A 22,461-nucleotide genomic window follows, 5' to 3' on the forward strand; every position below is an offset into this window, starting at 1 on the left:
CGGAATTTTACCGCAAGCGTGCGGCGGCAACGCATATCGGCGAGCGGGTGTTTCGCGGCTCGAAAGGCGCACGCGCGTGCCGGTTTTAAGGAACCCGGCCGGCGCACAGCCGTCCAAAAGGCCCACGTCCAGTTCAAGGCGCGCCGCTTTCCGGTGGCGGCTCATGCCGATGTGGTGAAATAGCGCCTGCGCCCGCTTGCGTCGGCTGCACGTATTCCTTTCAATCCCACTGATCCGATGCCGGAGGTCACGTTTGGCGGGGCGTTCGTTTGATCCGCTGCGCGCGTTGCGCGTGAAGTCGCCAGGCGCGGGGCGCTTGCCGGCCCTGATGGTCGCGTTCATCGCGTTCGGCTTCGCCACGTCCGCGTTCGCCAAATACGACGTCGATGTCGACGCGCCGCGCAGCGTAAAGAAGCTGCTCAAGGACAATCTCGACATCGCCCGCTTCGCCAAGCGCGACAACGTGAGCGACGACCAGTTCCAGTTCCTCGTCACCGCGACGCCCAAGGACGTGCGCGATCTCGTCGCGACCGAAGGCTATTTCTCGCCGGTCGTGCGCACGGATGTCACGACCGTCGACGACAAACGCAGCGTCAAGGTGAGCGTCGATCCCGGCACGCGGACCAAGGTCGCATCGGTGCAACTGCATTTCACCGGCGCGGTGACGACCGAGGATCGCGCGCAGGAGAACGCGGCGCGTTTCGCCTTTTCGGTCAACGAAGGCGATCCGTTCACGCAGGAAGGCTGGGACGATGCGAAGAACGCCGCGCTGAGGGCGCTGCAGTCGAAGCGCTATCTCGGCGCGAAGATCGTGCGCTCACAGGCGCGCATCAATCCGCGCGCGCATCTCGCCGATCTCTCCGTGACCTTCGACAGCGGTCCGACGTTCACGCTCGGCAAGCTCGACGTGAGCGGGCCGAAGCGCTATCCCGCGTGGATCATCGATCACGTGAATCCGATCCAAGACGGCGAGGTGTACGACGTCGCGCGCATCAACGAGTTGCAGCGCCAGATCCAGAACACGCCGTACTACGCGAGCGTGGCGATCGACGTGGATAACGACGCCAGCAAGCCGGTCGAGACGCCGCTGCATGTGAAGGTGAGCGAGTATCCGTACAACAGCATCCGTTACGGCGTGGGTTACGCCACCGACACGGGTTTTCACATCCAGGGCGCGTACAGCTATCTGAACACGTTCGGCGCGGCGTATCCGTTCACCATCTCCGGCCGGCTCGACCAGACGCAGCAGTACGGCCGCGTGCAACTGGCGATGCCGCCGGATTCGCACGGCTGGGTGAACGCGGTGTTCGGCTCCTACACGATCACCGACGTCTCGAGCACGAAGATCTACAGTGCGCGCGTCGGCGTGCAGCGTTCGCGCTCGCGTCAGAATATCGACACGACGTATTCGCTGACTTTCTACGACGACCGCCTGACGCAAAACTTGCCGAATCCGTCGACGGCGCGCGCCCTCGTGCCCGCGTGGAGCTGGGTGCGCCGCGACGTCGACGATCCGCTGTTTCCGCGGCGCGGCAACATCATCCGCGCGGAGGCGGGATTCGCCGTCAAGGGCGTGATGTCCGATCAGACCTTCGCGCGCCTCTATACCAACGCGCTCCAATACGTGCCGCTCGGCAAGAACGACCTGCTCGTGTTTCGCGCGGAGTTCGGCGGCGTGTTCACGAGCGGGCCGTCGAGCGGCGTGCCCGCGTCGCTCTTGTTCCGCGCGGGCGGCGCGAACTCGGTGCGCGGTTACAGCTATCTGAGTATCGGCGACAACGTTGCGGGCTCGATCCTGCCGACCAAGTACATGGTGACGGGCAGCAGCGAATATCAACACTGGTTCACGCACGACTGGGGCGGCGCAGTGTTCTTCGACATCGGTACCGCGACCGACACCTGGGGCGAGCGCGTGTTCCAGCCGGGCGTGGGCGTCGGCGCGCGCTGGCGTAGCCCGGTCGGCCCGGTGAACGTCGACGTGGCGTATGGACTCAAGAACAAGAGCATCAAGCCGTATCTGACGCTCGGCATCGCGTTCTGATGCGCGTGCGAACGATGAAGGGAATCGAACCGGCATGACGGACCCGACGAAGCAAGCGGACGCCGAAGCACCGCCGCCCGGCAACGAAGGCGGCGGCGACGGCGGCGCGCGGAAGACGCCGCCGCGCAAAAGCAGCTGGCGCCGTCTCGCGCGCTGGATCGGCGCGCTCGTGCTGGCCGTCGTGCTGATCGCCGCGCTGGCGGTCGGCGGCGTGTTCTACGTGCTGACGACCGAGCGCGGCACGCGCTACGCGTGGGACGCGGCGACCTCGCTGCTCAAGGGACAATTGAGCGGCAAGCTCGACGGCGGCGCGATCGCGACCGGCCTGCAACTGCGCGACGTGCACTGGAAAGACGGCAAGGGCACGGACATCGCGGTCGACAGCGTGTCGGGCCGCTGGGCGCTCACGCGCGAGCCGCTGCGCTTCACGATCGACTATCTGCATGTCGGGACGGTCGATGCGCGCATCGCGCCGTCGAACGAGCCGAGCAAGAAAACGGAGTTGCCCAAGGATCTGCGCATTCCGATCCAACTGGCGATAGACGATCTTTCCGTCGAAAAGCTGCGCCTGCATCAGGGCACGACGACCACCGAATTCTCGCGTCTACTGTTTAACGGCCGCAGCGACGGGCAGCATCATCAGGCGACGGTTCAGCGCCTCGACACGCCGTTCGGCGCGGTGACGGCGTCGCTGAAACTCGATGGCGGCGCACGCCCGTTTCCGCTTTCGGGCGACGCCGGCTACGTCGGCAAGGTCAACAATGAAGCCGTGAACGTGAGCGCGCGGCTTTCCGGCTCGCTGGAAGACCTGATCGCGGACGTCGACGCGAGCGGCATGAAGCTCAACGGGCGCGCGCATGTCGAAGCGTTGCCGTTCGCCGACGTGCCGCTCAAATCCGCGCTCGTCACGTTCGATCACGTCAATCCGCAGGCATTCAGTCCGGGCGCGCCCGAAGCCGATCTGGCCGTGCGCGCCGAAGTGAAGCCGGTCGAAGGCGCGGACCCGAAGGCGTTCGTCGTGAGCGGTCCGGTGTCGATCATCAACGCGAAGCCCGGTTCTATCGACAAGAAGCTGCTGCCGCTCATCGACGCGCACGCGAACGTGCGGCTCGACGCCTCCGAGCAGAGCATCACCGACCTGAACGTGCGGCTCGTGAAGAACGCGACGGTGACGGGCGGCGGCGCGCTCGCGGGCGGCAAGGGCAAGTTCGACCTGAAGGTCGCGAAGCTCGATCTGAACGCGATCGAGCCGACGCTGCGCCCGACGGATTTCGCCGGACCGATCGGCATCGTACTCGCGGGCGACACGCAGACGATCACCGCCGATCTCAACGATCCGAAAGCGGCGATCCGCGCGCAGGCCAAGGTGAAGCTCGATCCGAAGCAAACGTCGCTCGACGACGTGAAGCTCACGGTCGGCAAGGGGCGCGTCGAACTCACCGGCGCGCTCAATAAGGACGCCAATTCCAGCTACGACCTGAAGGCGAAGATCGTCGACTTCAATCCGCTGCTGCTGCAACAGCAGTTGATCGTGCAGAAGCCCGCACCCGCGAAAAAAGGCGCGCCGAAGAAGCCCGCCGCGCCGGCGCGCGTGATCGAAGCGCGCGTGAACGGCACGCTCGCCGCATCGGGGCAGCTCGCGCCCACGCTCACGACCAGAGCGACGTTCAAGCTCACCGACAGCATGTACGACAATCTGCCGATGACGGGCGAGGGCACCGTGCAGGTCGCGGGCACCCGTCTGTTGCCGAGCAAGGCGTCGCTGTCGGTGGCGGGCAACAACGTCGATCTGAACGGCAGCTTCGGCGCGCCCGGCGATCGCCTGCGCTTCAAGGTCGATGCGCCCGCGCTGGAGCGCCTCGGCTTTGGCATCGCGGGCACGGCGAAGGCCGACGGCGATCTGACCGGCTCGATCGCGCATCCGAATATCGCGGCGAACTATCAGGCCGATGGCGTCGTGTTCGGCGCGAACCGCGTCGGCCATGCGGAAGGCCGCGCGGATATCCGCGATGGCGCGAACGGCGCGCTCGTCTTCACGCTGAAGGCGCGCGACGCAAGCACGGAAGGCATCGAAGTCGCGAACCTCGATGCGAACCTGAACGGCACGCGCGCGCATCACACGCTCGACGTCGCCGCGACGGGCAAGGTGCGCGGCCAGCCGGTGAATCTCGCGCTCGGCGCGACCGGCAAGTTCACCGATGCGCCCGACGGTCCGCACTGGGACGGCGCGATCACGAAGCTGTCGAACAAGGGCACGCCGTCGCTCAATCTCGAATCGCCGCTGACGGTGAGTTACGGCCCGAAGCGCCTCGTGCTCGGCGCGACGCGGCTGGTCGCGGAAGGCGCGGTGCTGAACCTGAAGTCGTTCGCGATGGAAAACGGCCGTCTGCAATCGGCGGGCACGCTCACGAACCTGTCCGTGCCGCATCTGCTCGACGTGCGCCAGGAATTGACGGGCGCGGAGCCGCCGATCCGCACCGACCTCGTCTTCGACGGCGACTGGAACTTCTCGCTCGGCGAGACCGCGACGGGCTACGCGCAGATCAAGCGCCGCGCCGGCGACGTGACGATCGACGGCACGCGCGGCCTCTCCGCGCTCGGCATCACGGATGTCGCCGCGCGCGCGGACTTCAGCGGCGGCAATCGCCTGAACGCGTCGCTGCATGCGCAGGCGAGCCGTATCGGCGTGATCGACGCGAACGTGCACACGCCGCTCGTGAATCGCGACGGCATGCTCACCCTCGACGACAACGCGCCGCTCACCGGCGCGATCGACGCGAACATTCCCGAGCTGCGCACGACAGGCGGGCTGCTCGGCGCGAACTATCTGCTGGGCGGGAAGATCGCGCTCAAGCTCGTGATCGCGGGGATCGTCGCGAAGCCGAATCTGTCGGGCTCGCTCACCGGCGACAACCTCTCCGCGACGGTCGTCGATCAGGGCGTGCAATTGAAGGACGGCATCATCCGCATCGCGCTCTCGGAAAATCTCGTCGATTTTCAGCGAGTGGAGTTTCACGGCGCGAGCGGCACGCTGCGCGCGACCGGCAAGGTGCGGCTCGACCAGCAGCAGCCCGATCTGACCGCGAGCATCATCGCCGACAAGCTGGAGCTATTCGCGTCGCCGGACCGCGAGCTGATGCTGTCGGGCAGCGCGACCATCGCCAACGCGGGGTTGCAGGGCGGTATGGCGATCGACGGCAAGTTCACGGTCGATCACGCGCTCATCGACCTGCCGGAATCCTCCGCGCCCTCGCTCGGCGACGATGTCGTGATCGAGCGCCCCGACGGCACGATCAAGGGCGGCAACCAGCAGATCACGGCGGCGACCGGGAAGCCGGTCGGGCCGTTCACGCCGCGCGCGAATATCGCCATCAATCTCGGCGACCGCTTCCGCTTCAAGGGCGCGGGCGCGGATCTCGGCCTCGCGGGCACCATCACGGCGATGAGCGCGCCGAACATGCCGCTGCGCGCCGTCGGCAACGTGCGTGTGACGACGCCGGGTTCGTCGTACACCGCGTTCGGGCGCAAGCTGAACATAGAGAACGGCTTCTTCACGTTCAACGGGCCGGTGGCGAATCCGGGCCTCAATATCCTGGCGATGCGGCGCAATCAGGAAGTCGAGGCGGGCGTGCAGGTGACGGGCACCGTGCAGGCGCCGGTCGCCAGGCTGATCTCCGAGCCGAGCGTGCCCGACAATGAAAAGCTGTCGTGGCTCCTGTTCGGCCACGGCACGGACCAGGGCAACAACGTCGGACAGCAGAGCGCGATGACGAGCGCGCTTGCGCTCCTCGGCAGCAAGGGCGGCGCGAAGATCGCGCAGACGGTCGGGCTGGACGAGTTCACGGTCGGTTCGAGCGAAGTCGGCCTGACCGACCCGCAGGTCGTGCTGCTCTCGAAGGCGATCAACGAGCGGCTCGTGATCGGCTACGAGCAAGGACTGCAATCGGCGAGCAACGCGGTCAAGGCGACGCTGAACCTGTCGCGCTTCTGGGCCGTGACGGCGTATGGCGGGACGTATCAGGGCGTCGATCTCTCGTACACGCGGCGGTTCAATTCGTGGGCGCGGTTGTGGTCGTCGTCTTCGTCGGCTGCGCGGGCATCGGCGGCGGATTCGGCATCTGCGCCGTTGGGCGCTTCGGCGGCGGATTCGTCTGCGCCGGAGCCGGATTGACATTGCGTTTCTAAAACAAAAAGGGCACGCGATTTCGCGTGCCCTTTTTGGTTTCTTCGAACCGTCTTACTTCACCCGCATGCCCGGCTTCGCGCCGCTGTGCGGCTCGAGAATATAGAGCCCGGGCTCGGCCTTCTCGTCCGTCGCCGACGCCGCCAGCACCATTCCTTCCGACAGCCCGAACTTCATCTTGCGAGGCGCGAGGTTCACGACCATCACGGTGAGCTTGCCGATCAGATCCTGCGGCCGATACGCCGACTTGATGCCCGAGAACACGTTGCGCGTCTTGTCCTCGCCGACGTCGAGCGTCAGTTGCAGCAGCTTGTCGGAGCCTTCGACGGCCTTGCAATCGACGATCTTCGCGATGCGCAGATCGACCTTCGCGAAATCGTCGATGGAAATGACGCCCGGTTCTTCCTGCTTCTTCGCCACGGTCTTGGCCGGAGCGGCCGCGGTCGCTTCGACGGCCGGCGCGAGCGACTCGCGATTCGCGTCGAGCAAAGCCTCGATCTGTTTCGGATCGACGCGCGTCGTCAGATGCTTGTACGCGTTGATCTCGCTCGCCGACGACAACGGCTTCGCGGCATCGGCCCAGACGAGCGGCGCGATGCCGAGGAACGCCTCGACCGATTCCGCCAGCTTCGGCAGCACCGGCTTCAGCGCGAGCGACAGCAGGCGGAACGCTTCGAGGCTCACACTGCACGTCTCGTGCAGCGCGACGGCGTTCGCCGGATCCTTCGCCTGGTCCCACGGCTTCGCGGAATCGACGTAGGCGTTGACGGCGTCGGCGAGCTCCATCGTCGTGCGCAACGCGCGGCCATACTCGCGCGATTCGTAGAACCCGGCGATCTGCGGAATCGCCGCACGCAATTGCGCGACGAGCGGATGATGCATCGCGCTATCCTGCACGCGGCCGTCGAAGCGCTTGATGAGGAAACCCGCCGCGCGGCTCGCGATGTTCACGTACTTGCCGACGAGATCGCTGTTCACGCGCGCCTGGAAGTCTTCGAGATTCAGGTCGATGTCTTCCATCGTGCTGTTGAGCTTCGCCGCGAAGTAGTAGCGCAGCCACTCGGGGTTCAGACCCGTGTCGATCACGCTCTGCGCGGTGATGAAGGTGCCGCGCGACTTCGACATCTTCGCGCCGTCGACGGTCAGAAAGCCGTGCGCGAACACGTTCGTCGGCGTGCGATGACCAGAGAATTCGAGCATCGCCGGCCAGAACAGCGTGTGGAAATACAGAATGTCCTTGCCGATGAAGTGATATTGCTCGGCCTTCGCGCCCGGCTTCACCCAGTCGTCGAAATTCACGCCGATGCGATCCGCGAGATTCTTGAAGCTCGCGTAATAGCCGACCGGGGCGTCGACCCAGACGTAGAAGTATTTGCCCGGCGCGCCCGGAATCTCGAAGCCGAAGTAGGGCGAGTCGCGCGAGATGTCCCAGTCGGCGAGCTTGGCTTCGCCCTTGTCGCCGAGCCATTCGCGCATCTTGTTGGTGGCTTCGGGCTGTGCGAGGCCGCTCACCCAGCCGCGCAGAAATTCCTCGCAACGCGCATCGGAGAGCTTGAAGAAGTAGTGCGTCGAGGTCTTGCGAATGGGCGTCGCGCCCGACACGACCGAATACGGGTTGATGAGTTCGGTCGGCTGATAGGTCGAGCCGCAGACTTCGCAGTTGTCGCCGTATTGATCTTTCGCGCCGCACTTCGGGCATTGGCCCTTGATGAAGCGGTCCGGCAGGAACATTTCCTTGACCGGATCGTAGGCCTGCTCGATGTCGCGCGCCTCGATCAGCCCCGCTTGCTGAAGCGAGCCGTAGATCGTGTTGCACAGGACGCGGTTTTCCTCGGCATCGGTCGAATAGTAGTTGTCGAACGAGATGCCGAAGCTGTCGAAGTCGCGCTTGTGCTCTTTCCACACGCGCTCGATCAGCTGTTTCGGCGTGATGCCTTCCTTTTCGGCGCGCAGCATGATCGGCGTGCCGTGGGTGTCGTCCGCGCCGACGTAGTAGACCTCGTGGCCGTGCATTCGCAGCGTCCGAACCCAGATATCCGTCTGAATGTACTCGACCATGTGGCCGATATGAATCTGACCGTTCGCGTACGGCAACGCGGACGTGACGAGGATCTGACGGCGGCCGCTTTCGTTGTCGGAGGCGGCAGGCGCGGCGGTGGCAGAGGCTGAAATCGGTGCTGACATAAAGGCGCGGCCCGTGTGGGAGTGCTTGGGGTTGGGAAAAAAGCGGGTTTTGATTTTAGCAGGGCGGGCGAGAGGAGGCGCGGCGCGGGGGTGGAGGGGCGGCTATCGCGATTCGAGCGCCCAAAAAAAACCGGGGTCCAATCGGGCCCCGGAGCAACAACGACAAGAGGAGAATGGCAGGTGATGGCCTTGCCATCCACCCACCGTAAGGACAGACAGCGGCACCGCGTCCAAGTTTCAAATTTTTTTCAGACGACTGGGCGCCCCGCGATCCAGCTTCCCGCCGCCGCTTTCGCGGCAGCGCATTCTCCTTTCAAATCAATTGCTTTACTGCACTTGACCCGGCTGCGCGGTGGCACGCAAATAAATCTCCACGCGGCGATTCTGCGCGCGGCCCGCTTCCGTCGAATTGTCCGCGATCGGCTGATTCTGGCCCATGCCCGACGCCGACAGACGCTGCGCCGGCACGCCGTGCGTCGCGATGTACGACGCCACGCTCTGCGCGCGATTCTGCGACAGCGTCTGGTTGTAAGCCGGCTGGCCGGTGTTATCCGTATGGCCGATGACGTTCGCGATCAGCTCCGGATGCTGCTGCATCGTCTGCGTGACGGAATTGAGCACCGGATCGAACGTCGGCTTGATCGCGTAGCTGTTCGTATCGAAGGAAATCGAGTTGGGGATGTTCACCTTGAGCGAGCCGTCTTGCTGCTCGGTCACTTGCGTGCCCGTGCCCTTCGAATCGCCCGAAATCTTGTTCTTGATTGATTGCCAGTTGTAGCCGGTAATGCCGCCCACCGCCGCGCCCGTGGCCGCGCCGATCGCCGCGCCCTTGCCGCCGCCGAAAATGGCGCCGATGCCCGCGCCGGTCGCGGCTCCCACGCCCGTGCCGACCGCCGCGTTGGTGCCTTGCTGCGATGCGCAGCCAGCGACGAGTGCCCCGGCCACGGCAAACGCGGACAGACGAGTGAAGAATTTGGTGTTCATCTTAATCTCCTTGAATCGACAAGCGTTTCGGCGCGAGAAGCGCCGACAGTGCGAAAGGGTCTTCGGACGAGCCTCCGGGCGAGCCTCTACAATAATGAGAAGAGGCGCCCGGCCGCCCGTTGCGATGCGTCCCCGGAAAGATTTTGCAGCGGGATAGTGCAGTGCCCGCGCGTCATGCGCAACGGCGCTAACAAATACTTTCAATTTCTTCAGTTTGTTGTTGCGCGTCGCAGGGCAATAGCAACAACTGTTCCATGGAGTTTCGATGAGCATTGACCGCGCGAAGATCGACACCGCACTCGCCACACTGACCGATCCCAACACCAACCGCAAGTTCGTCGACACGAAGAGCATTCGCAACGTGTCCGTCGACGGCGCGAACGTCGCCGTGAGCGTCGTGCTCGGCTATCCGGCGAAGACGCAGTTCGGCCCGATCCGCGAGCAGGTGCAGGACGCGCTGCGTCAGGTGCCCGGCGTCGCGAACGTGAGCGTGGACGTATCGTCGCAGGTCGTTGCGCACGCGGTGCAGCGCGGCGTGAAGCTGCTGCCGAACGTCAAGAACATCATCGCGGTGGCGTCGGGCAAGGGCGGCGTCGGCAAGAGCACGACGGCCGCGAATCTCGCGCTCGCGCTCGCGGCGGAGGGCGCGTCGGTCGGCATGCTCGACGCGGACATCTACGGCCCCTCGCTGCCGATGATGCTCGGCATCACCGGCCGGCCCGAATCGCCCGACAATAAGACGATGAACCCGCTCGAAGGCCACGGCATCCAGGCGAATTCGATCGGCTTTTTGATCGAGCAGGACAATCCGATGGTGTGGCGCGGCCCGATGGTGACATCGGCGCTCGAGCAGTTGCTGCGTCAGACCAACTGGAAGGACCTCGATTACCTCGTCGTCGACATGCCGCCGGGCACGGGCGACATCCAGCTCACGCTGTCGCAGAAAGTGCCCGTGACGGGCGCGGTGATCGTGACGACGCCGCAGGACATCGCGCTGCTCGACGCGAAGAAGGGCTTGAAGATGTTCGAGAAGGTCGGCATTCCGATTCTCGGCATCGTCGAGAACATGAGCACGCACATCTGCTCCAACTGCGGCCACGAAGAGCACATCTTCGGCGCGGGCGGCGGCGAGCGCATGGCGAAGGAATACGGCGTAGAGATTCTCGGCCAGTTGCCGCTCGATATCTCGATTCGCGAGCGCACCGACACCGGCCAGCCGACCGTCGTGTCGCAGCCGGAAAGCCGTATCGCCGAGACGTATCGCGCGATCGCGCGCCGTGTCGCGATCTCGATTGCGGAGCGTCAGCGCGACATGACATCGAAGTTCCCGAGCATCGTCGTGCAGAACACCTGATTTCGAGCATTCGATCGGATCTCTACGAGCCTTGTGCAATGCGGCTCGCGGTATCATGTCGCCTTCGATGCGCGGCAGCGTGGACGCACGGGGCGTCGGCGGGCCGCCGAGAGGATCGCATGGGACACAGATTCGACGGGAGGGCGCTTCACGCCTTGATCGCGACGGCCGCTTGCAGCGTGATGCTGAGCGGTTGCGGCCTCATCTTCCAGAATCACGAAAAGCGCGCGGACGCGGTGCTGCAGCCGACGCCGGGCAACACGACGCGCGGCACCGTCACGCTGATCGAACGCGCGGACGGCGTGCAGGTTTCCTACAACCTGACGGACATGCCGCCGAACAGCGACCACGCGCTGACCGTGCACGAGCGCGGCGATTGCATCGCCGTGAACGAACAGGACGCGAGCCCGGTGTTCGCGCTGCCTTCCGAGCGAAGACGGGCGACGTCGCGTGTAGAAGGCGAACTCGGCAATATCCACGCGGATGCGACCGGCGCGGCGACGGGCTTCATCGTTGCAACCGATGTATCGCTCGACGGCGTGCGCTCGGTTATTTCGCGCGCGATCATGCTGCATCGCGAAGCGGTGGATCCTTATGCGAGCGCGCCGCACAACGTGGGTCCCGCGCTCGCTTGCGGCGTGATTCGCCGGTAGACACGACGCCCGTTCGCGCCGCCCCCGGCGCTTGCGCCCGATCGCGTAAAATACGCGCTTTCGTCTGGCCCGCGCGGCGAAGATCGCCGCCGGAGACCTTGCCCCGTTTCACCGCAGGCGGCGGTCGCGAGACCCGAGCCGTTCACCGTTGAGTAGCGTTCCCTATGAGCATCAAGTCCGACAAGTGGATTCGCCGCATGGCCGAAGAGCACCGAATGATCGAGCCGTTCGTGCGCGATCAGGTGCGCGTGACCGAGGACGGCCGCAAGATCGTGAGCTACGGCACGTCGAGCTACGGCTACGACATCCGCGTCGCCGACGAATTCAAGATCTTCACGAACATTAATTCCACGATCGTCGATCCGAAGAACTTCGACGAGAAATCGTTCGTCGACTTCAAGGGCGATGTCTGCATCATTCCGCCGAATTCTTTCGCGCTCGCACGCACGGTCGAGTATTTCCGCATTCCGCGCTCGTGCCTGACCGTGTGCCTCGGCAAGTCGACGTATGCGCGCTGCGGGATCATCGTCAACGTGACGCCGTTCGAGCCGGAATGGGAAGGCTACGTGACGCTCGAATTCTCGAATACGACACCTTTGCCTGCCAAAATCTACGCAAACGAGGGCGTCGCCCAAGTCCTGTTCTTCGAAAGCGATGAAATGTGCGAGACATCGTACGCGGATCGCGGCGGGAAGTATCAAGGGCAGCACGGCGTGACGCTGCCGAAAACCTGATCGTCGCCGCTTCAAGAAACGCATACGGCAAACGCTTGTCGAAGGACCGCTGGCTTCGGGATTGCTTCCCGGGCGGCGGTCGTTCCATTTGGAGAATCGCCTCATGAAGTTCCGCTTTCCCGTCGTCATCATCGACGAAGACTTTCGCTCCGAGAACATCTCGGGTTCCGGCATCCGGGCGCTCGCCGAGGCGATCGAGAAAGAAGGCGCCGAAGTCCTCGGCCTGACGAGCTACGGCGATCTCGCCGCGTTCGCGCAGCAATCGAGCCGCGCGTCGTGCTTCATCCTGTCGATAGACGACGACGAGCTGCTGCCCTACGCCGATAACGTCGTCGTGGAAGGCGACACGCCCGAGCTGGCATCGGCGATCGTCGCGTTGCGCGCGTTCATCAACGCCGTGCGCCGCCGCAACGCCGACATTCCCATCTTCCTGTACGGCGAAACGCGCACCTCGCGCCACTTGCCGAACGACATCCTGCGCGAGCTGCACGGCTTCATCCACATGTTCGAGGACACGCCGGAATTCGTCGCGCGCCACGTCATTCGTGAAGCGAAGGTGTATCTCGATTCGCTCGCGCCGCCGTTCTTCAAGGAACTCGTGCAGTACGCGGAAGAAGGCTCCTATTCGTGGCACTGTCCGGGGCACTCGGGCGGCGTCGCGTTCCTGAAGAATCCGCTCGGGCAAATGTTTCACCAGTTCTTCGGCGAGAACATGCTGCGCGCTGACGTCTGCAATGCCGTCGACGAACTCGGCCAGCTGCTCGATCACACCGGTCCGGTCGCGGCGTCCGAGCGTAACGCGGCGCGCATCTTCAGCGCGGATCATCTCTTTTTCGTGACCAACGGCACGTCGACGTCGAACAAGATCGTGTGGCACGCGACCGTCGCGCCGGGCGATATCGTCCTAGTCGACCGCAACTGCCACAAGTCGATCCTGCACGCGATCACGATGACCGGCGCGATCCCCGTGTTCCTCACGCCGACGCGCAATCACTTCGGCATCATCGGGCCGATTCCGCGCGACGAGTTCAAGCCGGAGAACATCCGCAAGAAGATCGAGGCGAATCCGTTCGCGCGCGAGGCGCTCGCGAAGAACCCGAAGGTGAAGCCGCGCATTCTGACGATCACGCAGAGCACGTATGACGGTGTGATCTACAACGTCGAGATGATCAAGGACCTGCTCGGCGACATGCTCGATACGCTGCATTTCGACGAAGCCTGGCTGCCGCACGCCGAATTCCACTCGTTCTATCAGGACATGCACGCGATCGGCGCAGGCCGTCCGCGCACGGGCGCGCTCGTGTTCGCGACGCATTCGACGCACAAGCTGCTCGCCGGCATTTCCCAGGCGTCGCAGATTCTCGTGCAGGACAGCGAGAACAGCACGTTCGACCGACATCGTTTCAACGAGGCGTATCTGATGCACACGTCGACGTCGCCGCAATACGCGATCATCGCGTCGTGTGACGTCGCCGCCGCGATGATGGAGCCGCCGGGCGGCACGGCGCTCGTCGAGGAATCGATTGCCGAGGCGCTCGATTTCCGCCGCGCGATGCGCAAGGTCGATGCCGAATACGGCGACGACTGGTTCTTCAAGGTCTGGGGCCCGGATGCGCTGGCGGAAGAGGGCATCGGCGACCGCGAGGACTGGATGCTGAAGCCGAACGATCGCTGGCACGGCTTCGGCGCGCTCGCCGAAAACTTCAACATGCTCGACCCGATCAAGGCGACGATCATCACGCCGGGGCTCGACGTGGACGGCGAATTCGGCGAGAGCGGCATTCCGGCCGCGATCGTGACGAAGTATCTGGCGGAGCACGGCATTATCGTGGAGAAGACGGGGCTTTACTCGTTCTTCATCATGTTCACGATCGGCATCACGAAGGGCCGCTGGAACTCCATGGTCACCGAGCTTCAGCAGTTCAAGGACGACTACGACAACAACCAGCCGCTGTGGCGCGTGCTGCCGGAATTCGTCGCGCAGCATCCGTCGTACGAGCGCATCGGGCTGCGCGATCTGTGCGGGCAGATTCACAGCGTCTATCGCGCGAACAATATCGCGCGCCTGACGACGGAAATGTATCTGTCGAGCATGGAGCCGGCGATGAAACCGTCCGAAGCGTTTGCGAAGCTCGCGCACCGCGAGATCGACCGGGTGCCGATCGACGAACTCGAAGGCCGCGTCACGTCGATCCTGCTCACGCCGTATCCGCCCGGCATTCCGTTGCTGATTCCGGGCGAGCGCTTCAATCGGACGATCGTCGATTATCTGCGTTTCGCGCGCGAGTTCAACGAGCGTTTCCCGGGCTTCCACACGGATATCCACGGACTCGTCGGCGAGATGATCAACGGGCGTATCGAGTATTTCGTCGATTGCGTGCGCGACTGATGTATCGCTGATTCAACGCTGCAAAAGCAAACGGCCCGTTCTGAACGGGCCGTTTGCCGTTTCAGGGACGCCGATCGTTCAGATCAGGCCTTCCGCTTTCATCGCCGCCTGCACGCCATGACGCGCGCCGACACGCTCCTGATAAGCGACGAGCGCCGGCCACTTGCCGAGATCGAGATCGATGTGCTTCGCCCAGCCGAGCACGGTGAAGAGATACGCATCGCCGATGCTGAATTCGTTGCCGAGCAGGAACTGTTTGTCGTCGACTTGCTGCGCGACGTAGGCGAGACGGCGCTCGAGATTGGCCATCGCCGCTGCCTTCCAGTCGCTGCTCGCGGCCGGATTGAAGAACGGCGAGAAGTTCTTGTGCAGTTCCGTGCCGATGAACGTCAGCCAGCTTTGCAGGCGATAGCGCGCCATGCCGTCGTTAAGCGGCGCGAGATGCTTCGCCGGCACCTGGTCGGCGACGTACTGCATGATCGCGGGGCCTTCGGTGAGCAGTTCGCCGTTGTCGAGCAGAAGAGCGGGCACGTAGCCCTTCGCGTTGATCTTGGCGAAATCCGCGCCGCTCGCGGTGAGCTTGGTCTTGAGATCGACGGCTTCGATTTCATAAGGCAGCCCCGATTCTTCGAGAGCGATATGCGATGCGAGGGAACAGGCGCCTGCTTTGTAGAACAGTTTCAAAACAATTTTCTCCAGAATGAATCGGCACGATTATGAATGAAGTCGTTTCGGCCTGGCTGGCTGGATTGTGAAATTGTCTGGTTCGTGGGTGGAGATAAAGGCTTGCAGGAAATCGGATTCTTCGGCCATTTGTTCTGGATTGCGAATTATAGGATCGGTTTGTTTTCGAGCATTCGGACGTCCGGACCGAACCATCGGCTCGCCGGAGGAAAAGGACTTTCGCGATATGAAGGGAATCATCGTCGTGAAAGGACACGGCTGATCCAAGGTGCGAGGACATGTCACTCTGTGGGACGGAAGTTTCTGCTCGGATGCATGTCACTTGCTTCGCGACCCCTGACAACGGCCTCTTTGTTCCGGAGACGGCGTCGCTATGGGTGCTGCATTAAATTTTGCGAGGACCGCTGGTCTTGCGCGCCTCGCCTCGAGCCAACTTGCGAGTGCGACCCCACAAGTCGCATCGATTCCTTCGAAAGCGATGCGCTGCGCGACCTGGCGGCGAAGCTGGCCGACTAGAACCCAACGGCCCGCTAATCGAGCACGAACGGTCGCTGCAACGTTGGCCCGGCCGCCGGTGGCATCGCAAACCCGTCATCGGCGGCCATATCGTGCAGCGCGATCTCGATGCTTTCGCACATCGCATTCAGCGCGAGATCGTTTTCTTCGAGTCCGAACGGATCTTCGATCTGCGCGGCGATCGCTTCCAGCGCCATGAACGCATACGCGACCAGCAGCGCGAACAACGGCGTGAGGAGACCGGCGCCATCGACGAGCCCGAACGGCAACATCACGCAGAAGAGGTAGATCGTGCGATGAATCATCACCGAGTACGAAAACGGCAGCGGCGTGGCCGCGATGCGCTCGCATCCGCCGATCACATCGGAAAGCGCGTTCAGATTGTGCTGGATCGCGAGCATCGCATAGCCGTCGAGCGTGCCTTCGCGCCGGCGTTCCGCGACCCATTCGCCGAGCCAGAGCAGAATCAGCGCCGGCCGGTACTTTGCCGCCGCGACGCGCGCGTGCAAATCGGACGGCAGTCGCGGAGCAAGATCGGAGAGCGCATCGGTGCCGCGCAACTGATGTCGAAGCGCATGCGCCAGCGCCCCGAGCGCCGCGAGAAAACGACGCGACTGAACGCGGTCCCCCGGCGCCTGCAGCGACAGCGCCTGCTGCGCCAGTGCGCGCGACGTATTGAGCAACGTCCCCCACAACCTTCGACCTTCCCACCAGCGCTCGTAACTCGCGCTATTACGAAACCCGAGAAACACGGCGAGCGCGATGCCCACGAGCGCGAACGGCGGCGTACCCAGGCCGATCGGATAGTGGCGCATGTGGTCGTGCATGAAGATCGCCGCCACTGACAGCGCGAAGATCAACCCCAGGCGCGGCAGCAGTTGCGGCAGCACGGAGCCGCGCCACACGAACAGCAGCCGGAACCAGTGGAGCTTGGGGCGGATGATCATGACCGGGCGTTTCGATGAGCGCGAGTGAGCAACATTCGATTATCTCGAAAATACGGGGCGTCGAGCAGAGACATGACGCCGCGTCCGGAAACAAAAAAGGCCGTCCTTGCGAACGGCCTTCAGTGTCACGAAGCAAATAAAACGAGCGGCGCGTTCAAAGCGCCTCGCGCGCCGCCTTCGCCGCCGCGCGCACCTGATCCGGCGCGGTGCCGCCCGGGTGATTGCGGCTCGCGACCGATCCTTCCAGCGTCAGATACTCGAACACGTCCTCGCCGATCAGATGCGCGACGTTCGGCAGTTCGCGACGCATCTCTTCGAGCGACAAATCGGCGATATCGCACTCGCGATCCACGCAAATGCGCACGGCATGCGCGACCGCTTCGTGCGCATCGCGGAAGGGCAGGCCGCGCTTCACGAGATAGTCCGCGAGATCGGTGGCGGTCGAGAAGCCTTGCAGCGCCGCCGCGCGCATCGCTTGCGGCTTCACGGCGATGCCGGCCGCCATTTCCGCGAAGATGCGCAGCGTGTCCGCGACCGTATCGACGGTATCGAACAGCGGTTCCTTGTCTTCCTGATTGTCCTTGTTGTACGCGAGCGGCTGGCCTTTCATCAGCGTGAGCAGCGCCATGAGATGGCCGTTCACGCGGCCGGTCTTGCCGCGCGCCAGTTCGGGCACGTCGGGGTTCTTTTTCTGCGGCATGATCGACGAACCCGTGCAGAAGCGGTCCGCGAGGTCGATGAAGCCGACGCGCGGGCTCATCCACAGCACGAGTTCTTCGGAGAAGCGCGACACGTGCGTCATGACGAGCGCGGCGGCGGCGGTGAATTCGATCGCGAAATCGCGGTCGGACACGGCATCGAGCGAATTCGTGCAAATGCCGTCGAACCCGAGCGTCTTCGCGACCGCGTGACGATCGATCGGATAGCTCGTGCCGGCCAGCGCCGCCGCGCCCAGCGGCAGACGGTTCACGCGACGGCGCAGATCGCGCATGCGCTCGGCATCGCGCGAAAACATCTCGACGTAGGCGAGAAGGTGATGACCGAACGTCACCGGCTGCGCCACTTGCAGATGCGTGAAGCCCGGCATGATGGTGTCGGCATGCTTTTCGGCCATGTCGATGAGCGCGAGACGCAAATCCTTCAGCAACTCGCCGATGCGGTCGATCTCGCCGCGCAGCCATAGGCGGATATCTGTTGCGACCTGATCGTTGCGCGAGCGGCCCGTGTGCAGGCGCTTGCCGGCATCGCCGATCAACGCCGTCAGCCGCGCTTCGATGTTCAGGTGCACGTCTTCCAGATCCAGCTTCCACTCGAACTCGCCGCGCTCGATTTCGCCCTTGATCTGCGCCATGCCGCGCTCGATGGCTGCGAGATCGTCCGCGCCGATGATCTTCTGCGCGGCGAGCATCGACGCGTGCGCGAGCGAGCCTTGAATGTCGACGAGCGCGAGTCGATTGTCGAAGAACACCGACGACGTATAGCGCTTGACGAGCTCCGACATCGGCTCGGAGAAGCGAGCCGACCAGGCTTCGCCTTTTTTGTGGAGTTGGGACGTCATGGTGATTTTCTCAGCGAAGGGTTTAGCTTGGATTCGGCTTCAGGAAGACGAAAATTTTAACATTCGGGACTATTCGGACCCGACGAGGATCACGAGCTTCAAATCTTCCCGATGCGCCGGCTTGAATGTGATCTGATTGAACACGACCGGCCCGCGCACCGGATGATTGAACGCGCGCTCGCCGCCCTCGCGCTCGAACACGTCCTGCGACGCCCAGAAGCGCGCGAAGGCAGCGCTCGCGGCGCTCAGATCGTCGATGAGCGCGCGGGTCGGAGCATCGTTGAGATGGCGGATCGAATCGGCGCGGAATTCGGCGGCGAGGCGTCGCGCGCGCGTTTCCCAATCGACGATCAACGCGCGCGCCGCCGCCGACGTGAAAGTGTAGGTCAGCAGATTGCGGTCATGGTCCCCATCCAGCCAGCCGACGAACAACGCCGACGCATGCTCGTTCCAGCGCAACGCGTTCCACTGGCGATCGAGCACGTAGGCCGGCGCGCCGATCAGCGCGACCGTCTGCAGCAGCGCGGCGGGCGCGTCCTGGCTGGCGGGATCGGGCTCGGCGGGATCGCGCTGGGCGGCGAGTTCGAACAGATACGCGCGTTCGGCTCGCGACAACTGCAGCGCGACGGCGATGCGCGCGAGGGCATCGGCGGAAGCGGAGACGGGACGGCCTTGCTCGATCCACGTGTACCAGGTCGGGCTCACGCCGCACAGTTGCGCGACTTCCTCCCGGCGCAGACCAGGCGTGCGGCGGCGCGGACCGGCCGCAAGACCGACGGCCTGCGGCGACAGCCGTTCGCGATGCGCGCGGATGAATTCGCCGAGCGCATGCGCGGGCGTTTCGGCGAGGGGTTCGTTTTTGTCGGTGAGGGTCATTCGAACGTCGACAGGTGTTTTATATACCAGGATACCTACACAACTTGTACTGGTACAAAGCGGGCTCTATTGTAGCGGCAGACCTTCCCCACATCGAACCGGAGAACGCGATGAAACACCACGACCAGGTCGCAGACGCATTCGGCAGCACGGCCGCCGCCTATCTCACGAGCGCCGTACACGCGAGCGGCGCCGATCTTGAGAGCCTCGCCGCGACGTTCGCGGCCACTTGCGGCAACGCGATCGTGCTCGACATGGGCTGCGGCGCGGGTCACGCGAGCTTCGCGATCGCGCCGCATGTGCGCGAGGTCGTCGCGTACGACATCGCGCCGCAAATGCTCGCAACCGTCGAGGCCGCTGCGAAGGAGCGCGGCCTGACGACCATCCGCACACAGCAGGGCGCCGCCGAATCGCTGCCGTTCGCCGACGGCACGTTCGACTGTGCCGTGAGCCGCATGAGCGCGCATCACTGGCGCGACGTGCCGGCCGCGTTGAAGGAGGCGCATCGCGTGTTGAAGCCGGGCGGGCGGCTGAAGTTCATCGATATCGCGGGTATCGACGATCCGCTCCATGACACGCATATCCAGGCGATCGAACTCCTGCGCGATGCATCGCATATCCGCGACTATCGCGCCGACGAGTGGATCGCGATGCTCGATGCTGCGGGTTTTGACGCGCAGGTGACCGAACGCTGGCGCATTCCGCTGGAATTCGAGTCGTGGGTGACGCGAATTCGCACGCCGGCCGAGCGCGTGACGGCGATCAGATCGATGTGGAAAAGCGCGCCCGATGAAGTGCGCCAGTATTTCGGCGTGAAGGAGGATTGCTCGTTCGAGCTGGACGCGATGATGATCGAGGCGAAGCGACGGGGTTGAATGCTGTTCTTTGTGGAGCGTGCCGGGTACTTTCGCAAAGGGTTCGGACTTCGCCGGATCCGTTAGCGTGTCCGTTATTAGCGTTGTTCCTGTGCGGGGCATTTCGACTTAAATCCGCTAGTTCAGAGGAATACGCAACGGTCCGGCTGAGTCCATATTTCCTTTACGCATCAATGCCTTGAGCCTAGACTTCGTTCATAGAAGTCCGCGCCGGTTCACGTTAGTCCGGCGCAGTCATTGCTAAAACGGAAGGGCTAACCACGAAGAGCTTGAACGGCGCCGTGTACTCGCATCCAGCCGTAGGCATTGTGAAGGGCGCGGCGCGCGTGATGACTGCGACCGCAACGAAGCTGCGCCTGGGCAAGTCTTCGCGCACGCCGCGGGATGCCGCCTCGACTTAGATGAGCCAGCCGCGCACGGCGCGCAAGCCGTGGAGCAAGACGTGATCAAAGCTTGCCGTGCCGGTGCCGCTTGCGTTTCGACCGCCCCCCGGTGTCCTATAGGTCAAGTCAGGATCGAGACCGATTCACACAGCACCGCCATTTCCGCTCCGCACGAAGGTTCGAGAATGAAGAGCGCTTTGCGTCCGTCTATAACGTCCCGATGAAAGCGCTCGATGATTGTGCGACTTGGTTCCGGTGCCTTGGCGTCGTCCCGGCTGTACATCCAGCGAACCCACGCAAATAAATCATCAACGGAGAAGCTATGCATCGGTGAAATTAATAGCCGAGACGCGACGTTCTGATCCGCAAAGTCAATCATTCGTTGCGCAACAACTCCAGAGAACAATAGCGTTTCGACCGGACCAGACGCTCTTTTTAATTGGAGGACAAGAGATCTTGCGGCCGGATCATGTTCTACCGAAATGAGTTCGGCATCGTGAAAGCTGGGAAGTACAGCGCAATTTTCAACGGGTGTGAAATTGGAAGTGTTCATCTTGAAGCTCTACGGAAGAATCGAGAACGGAACGCCTGAGCCGCGACTATTTTTTCCCGTGAGCGGATCAATGCTCCAATTATGGGCGTGCGGTACGCCTTGCCCATGATCGTGATCGAAGTCGAAATCGACAACGGGCTGACCGTCGCTTCCGTACAATCGCATCTGACCACTGCCCGAGTTCGTGTACCAAGTTCCTGGCTCACCGTCATTTGGCGTCTTGGCAAGGTCGAATACATCACCGTCTGGCATGTCGGGCTGATACTCAAACGGCTGCGCATCGCCAAGCAACGAGCCGTCGTCATCCGAATCCCCGAAGCTCTTGAGCATCGAATCACTGCCGCTGTCGTCTGTCGAATCTTCGCCTCCGAACAGCGCCCCGGCAACCGATGCGGCAGCGCCAAGCCTGTCGAACCCGCCGCTGCCGCTACCGCTGGCTCCCGTGCCGCTAAAGACGCGACTGGTGCCGGCGAGTCTGCTATTCATCACCGTGTCTGCCGCATGCGTAGCGGCAGCGAACGGGTCTGTGAATCGACCTGTCGACGCGTTCGCCCCGCCGGTGCTAGCGGCAAACGAAACACCGCTGCCGTCGCGCGACCAGTGTTGCGGAGCATAGTGCTTGAACACCCGTTGGCCGCCGTGCCACGCGCGATTGATCACGGGAATGATGCGACCGTCACGCACGGCATTGCGCAGCACGCGCGTGATGCCCTCGCCATCGCGCAAGGCTCCACCCGACGCCCGCAGCGTGTCGCGGATGAAGTCCGCGTAGTGTCTGAATTCGAAAGACCCCGCTGCGTCGCGTGGATCGATACCCACCCTGAACAGTCGAATAAAGTCTTCCTTGTCCTGCTCGATCTGCTTCTTCCGTTCTTTCCGCCTATTCTCGCGCTCTTCGAACGACAGTGATCCGCTGAAGCTACCTTCTTCTTTCACTTCACCGGCTGGCATCAGCGCGCATTGCCAACCCCATTGCCGCAACGGCACATAAAGCGCGTTGTACGAATGCCCCCATTCGGGAAACGACATGTCACCTCCGTCTTTGGCAGGAGTGCAAATCGTAGCGGGTTGGAAACTCTGCACGGGAGCGTCATCTCAATATGACGAACACCGCGAACGGCCGTGCGCGAAATCCGTTCTAGGAGCCGTCGAAGGCTTCGGATGGCCTGAGATGCCACCGAGCCCGCGCGAGCGGCTTCTAGACGTCTACGGGAAGGCTAGAAAGGGCATTCCCACTGCGGCTTGTCCGTGCCGTGCCGAGTGCTATGCTCACTGCTCGGGCGCGCTGGCGTGCAGGTTGAAACCGCCGCGAAGGCCGGCGCGAAAACCCGCATATTTCGCCCACCTGTTGCCCAAAACCCCGTTTCGAAGCACCGGTTTGCCCCCGCTTGAATTGCGCAAAGCCTTGTAGATAAAGGCGCAGGGGGTGAGCGATTCATTTGCAATAAAAAGCCCCTGTGCGGGGCAACGCCAATAAACGGACACGAAACCGGGATCCGGCGAAACGGCGCCGCGTGTCAAGGCAAAGCCCATAACAGAATCGCCTG

16 protein-coding genes are annotated in these 22,461 nt (G+C 63.4%); 7 read left to right on the forward strand and 9 right to left on the reverse strand.

Annotation, left to right across the window (positions count from 1 at the left end; all coding sequences use genetic code 11):
- Positions 1-253 precede the first annotated feature (253 nt).
- Positions 254-2,041: an autotransporter assembly complex protein TamA gene (locus NCS28_RS03075; RefSeq protein ID WP_502801140.1), complete on the forward strand. Its 1,788-nt coding sequence runs from the start codon at positions 254-256 to the stop codon at positions 2,039-2,041.
- 34 nt (positions 2,042-2,075) lie between these two features.
- Entirely contained in the window at positions 2,076-6,212 is a 4,137-nt protein-coding gene (locus NCS28_RS03080) for a translocation/assembly module TamB domain-containing protein (RefSeq protein ID WP_250512406.1), read from the forward strand.
- A gap of 66 nt (positions 6,213-6,278) precedes the next feature.
- On the opposite strand, the gene metG is transcribed toward NCS28_RS03080, so the two are convergent.
- Together metG and NCS28_RS03090 are read right to left on the reverse strand one after the other, a co-directional pair.
- On the reverse strand, positions 6,279-8,408 hold the full coding sequence (metG, locus tag NCS28_RS03085) for a methionine--tRNA ligase (RefSeq protein WP_250512407.1): 2,130 nt from the start codon (positions 8,406-8,408) through the stop codon (positions 6,279-6,281).
- A gap of 327 nt (positions 8,409-8,735) precedes the next feature.
- On the reverse strand, positions 8,736-9,392 hold the full coding sequence (locus NCS28_RS03090) for a YiaD family glycine zipper/OmpA-like lipoprotein (protein ID WP_250512408.1): 657 nt from the start codon (positions 9,390-9,392) through the stop codon (positions 8,736-8,738).
- Positions 9,393-9,657: 265 nt separating this feature from the next.
- Here NCS28_RS03090 and apbC point away from each other — a divergent pair, with 265 nt between their 5' ends.
- From apbC to NCS28_RS03110, 4 genes are all read left to right on the forward strand, one after another.
- Positions 9,658-10,746, forward strand: coding sequence for an iron-sulfur cluster carrier protein ApbC (gene apbC, locus NCS28_RS03095; protein ID WP_250512409.1), 1,089 nt, complete (start codon positions 9,658-9,660; stop codon positions 10,744-10,746).
- Between the two features lie 119 nt (positions 10,747-10,865).
- Positions 10,866-11,399, forward strand: coding sequence for a superoxide dismutase family protein (locus NCS28_RS03100; RefSeq protein WP_250512410.1), 534 nt, complete (start codon positions 10,866-10,868; stop codon positions 11,397-11,399).
- Between the two features lie 164 nt (positions 11,400-11,563).
- Positions 11,564-12,133: a dCTP deaminase gene (gene dcd, locus NCS28_RS03105; RefSeq protein WP_035508313.1), complete on the forward strand. Its 570-nt coding sequence runs from the start codon at positions 11,564-11,566 to the stop codon at positions 12,131-12,133.
- Positions 12,134-12,236: 103 nt separating this feature from the next.
- A complete protein-coding gene (locus tag NCS28_RS03110; RefSeq protein ID WP_250512411.1) occupies positions 12,237-14,522 on the forward strand; it encodes an arginine/lysine/ornithine decarboxylase in 2,286 nt (761 codons plus the stop codon).
- 78 nt (positions 14,523-14,600) lie between these two features.
- Here the strand turns inward: NCS28_RS03110 and gstA are convergent, their stop codons facing one another.
- The 4 genes from gstA to NCS28_RS03130 form a co-directional block, all read right to left on the reverse strand.
- Positions 14,601-15,206, reverse strand: a complete 606-nt coding sequence (gene gstA, locus NCS28_RS03115) for a glutathione transferase GstA (protein WP_250512412.1) — start codon at positions 15,204-15,206, stop codon at positions 14,601-14,603.
- A 530-nt stretch (positions 15,207-15,736) separates the two neighbouring features.
- Complete coding sequence (locus tag NCS28_RS03120) at positions 15,737-16,669, reverse strand: bestrophin family protein (protein WP_250512413.1); 933 nt, start codon at positions 16,667-16,669, stop codon at positions 15,737-15,739.
- Positions 16,670-16,823: 154 nt separating this feature from the next.
- Positions 16,824-18,227, reverse strand: a complete 1,404-nt coding sequence (gene argH / locus NCS28_RS03125) for an argininosuccinate lyase (protein ID WP_250512414.1) — start codon at positions 18,225-18,227, stop codon at positions 16,824-16,826.
- Between the two features lie 69 nt (positions 18,228-18,296).
- Positions 18,297-19,103 carry a helix-turn-helix transcriptional regulator gene (locus NCS28_RS03130; protein WP_250512415.1) on the reverse strand — a complete coding sequence of 269 codons (807 nt, stop codon included), beginning with the start codon at positions 19,101-19,103 and terminating at the stop codon, positions 18,297-18,299.
- A gap of 110 nt (positions 19,104-19,213) precedes the next feature.
- Between NCS28_RS03130 and NCS28_RS03135 the strand changes: the two genes are divergently transcribed.
- Positions 19,214-19,978 carry a class I SAM-dependent methyltransferase gene (locus NCS28_RS03135; RefSeq protein WP_250512416.1) on the forward strand — a complete coding sequence of 255 codons (765 nt, stop codon included), beginning with the start codon at positions 19,214-19,216 and terminating at the stop codon, positions 19,976-19,978.
- A 504-nt stretch (positions 19,979-20,482) separates the two neighbouring features.
- Here NCS28_RS03135 and NCS28_RS03140 read toward each other — a convergent pair.
- From NCS28_RS03140 to NCS28_RS03150, 3 genes are all read right to left on the reverse strand, one after another.
- Entirely contained in the window at positions 20,483-20,914 is a 432-nt protein-coding gene (locus NCS28_RS03140; protein ID WP_250512418.1) for a hypothetical protein, read from the reverse strand.
- 9 nt (positions 20,915-20,923) lie between these two features.
- Complete coding sequence (locus tag NCS28_RS03145; protein ID WP_250512420.1) at positions 20,924-21,943, reverse strand: hypothetical protein; 1,020 nt, start codon at positions 21,941-21,943, stop codon at positions 20,924-20,926.
- 240 nt (positions 21,944-22,183) lie between these two features.
- On the reverse strand, positions 22,184-22,447 hold the full coding sequence (locus tag NCS28_RS03150; RefSeq protein WP_250512422.1) for a hypothetical protein: 264 nt from the start codon (positions 22,445-22,447) through the stop codon (positions 22,184-22,186).
- Positions 22,448-22,461 lie beyond the last annotated feature (14 nt).

The sequence above is a fragment of the Caballeronia sp. INDeC2 genome, from assembly GCF_023631325.1.
Lineage (GTDB): Bacteria > Pseudomonadota > Gammaproteobacteria > Burkholderiales > Burkholderiaceae > Caballeronia.

What these genes read in the sequence shown, in the direction of transcription:
- NCS28_RS03080 (WP_250512406.1), top strand. Translation starts at nt 2,076, where the DNA reads ATGACGGACCCGACGAAGCAAGCGGACGCCGAAGCACCGCCGCCCGGC.
- metG (WP_250512407.1), bottom strand. Translation starts at nt 8,408, where the DNA reads ATGTCAGCACCGATTTCAGCCTCTGCCACCGCCGCGCCTGCCGCCTCC.
- NCS28_RS03090 (WP_250512408.1), bottom strand. Translation starts at nt 9,392, where the DNA reads ATGAACACCAAATTCTTCACTCGTCTGTCCGCGTTTGCCGTGGCCGGG.
- apbC (WP_250512409.1), top strand. Translation starts at nt 9,658, where the DNA reads ATGAGCATTGACCGCGCGAAGATCGACACCGCACTCGCCACACTGACC.
- NCS28_RS03100 (WP_250512410.1), top strand. Translation starts at nt 10,866, where the DNA reads ATGGGACACAGATTCGACGGGAGGGCGCTTCACGCCTTGATCGCGACG.
- dcd (WP_035508313.1), top strand. Translation starts at nt 11,564, where the DNA reads ATGAGCATCAAGTCCGACAAGTGGATTCGCCGCATGGCCGAAGAGCAC.
- NCS28_RS03110 (WP_250512411.1), top strand. Translation starts at nt 12,237, where the DNA reads ATGAAGTTCCGCTTTCCCGTCGTCATCATCGACGAAGACTTTCGCTCC.
- NCS28_RS03120 (WP_250512413.1), bottom strand. Translation starts at nt 16,669, where the DNA reads ATGATCATCCGCCCCAAGCTCCACTGGTTCCGGCTGCTGTTCGTGTGG.
- argH (WP_250512414.1), bottom strand. Translation starts at nt 18,227, where the DNA reads ATGACGTCCCAACTCCACAAAAAAGGCGAAGCCTGGTCGGCTCGCTTC.
- NCS28_RS03130 (WP_250512415.1), bottom strand. Translation starts at nt 19,103, where the DNA reads ATGACCCTCACCGACAAAAACGAACCCCTCGCCGAAACGCCCGCGCAT.
- NCS28_RS03135 (WP_250512416.1), top strand. Translation starts at nt 19,214, where the DNA reads ATGAAACACCACGACCAGGTCGCAGACGCATTCGGCAGCACGGCCGCC.
- NCS28_RS03140 (WP_250512418.1), bottom strand. Translation starts at nt 20,914, where the DNA reads ATGAACACTTCCAATTTCACACCCGTTGAAAATTGCGCTGTACTTCCC.
- NCS28_RS03145 (WP_250512420.1), bottom strand. Translation starts at nt 21,943, where the DNA reads ATGTCGTTTCCCGAATGGGGGCATTCGTACAACGCGCTTTATGTGCCG.
- NCS28_RS03150 (WP_250512422.1), bottom strand. Translation starts at nt 22,447, where the DNA reads ATGGGCTTTGCCTTGACACGCGGCGCCGTTTCGCCGGATCCCGGTTTC.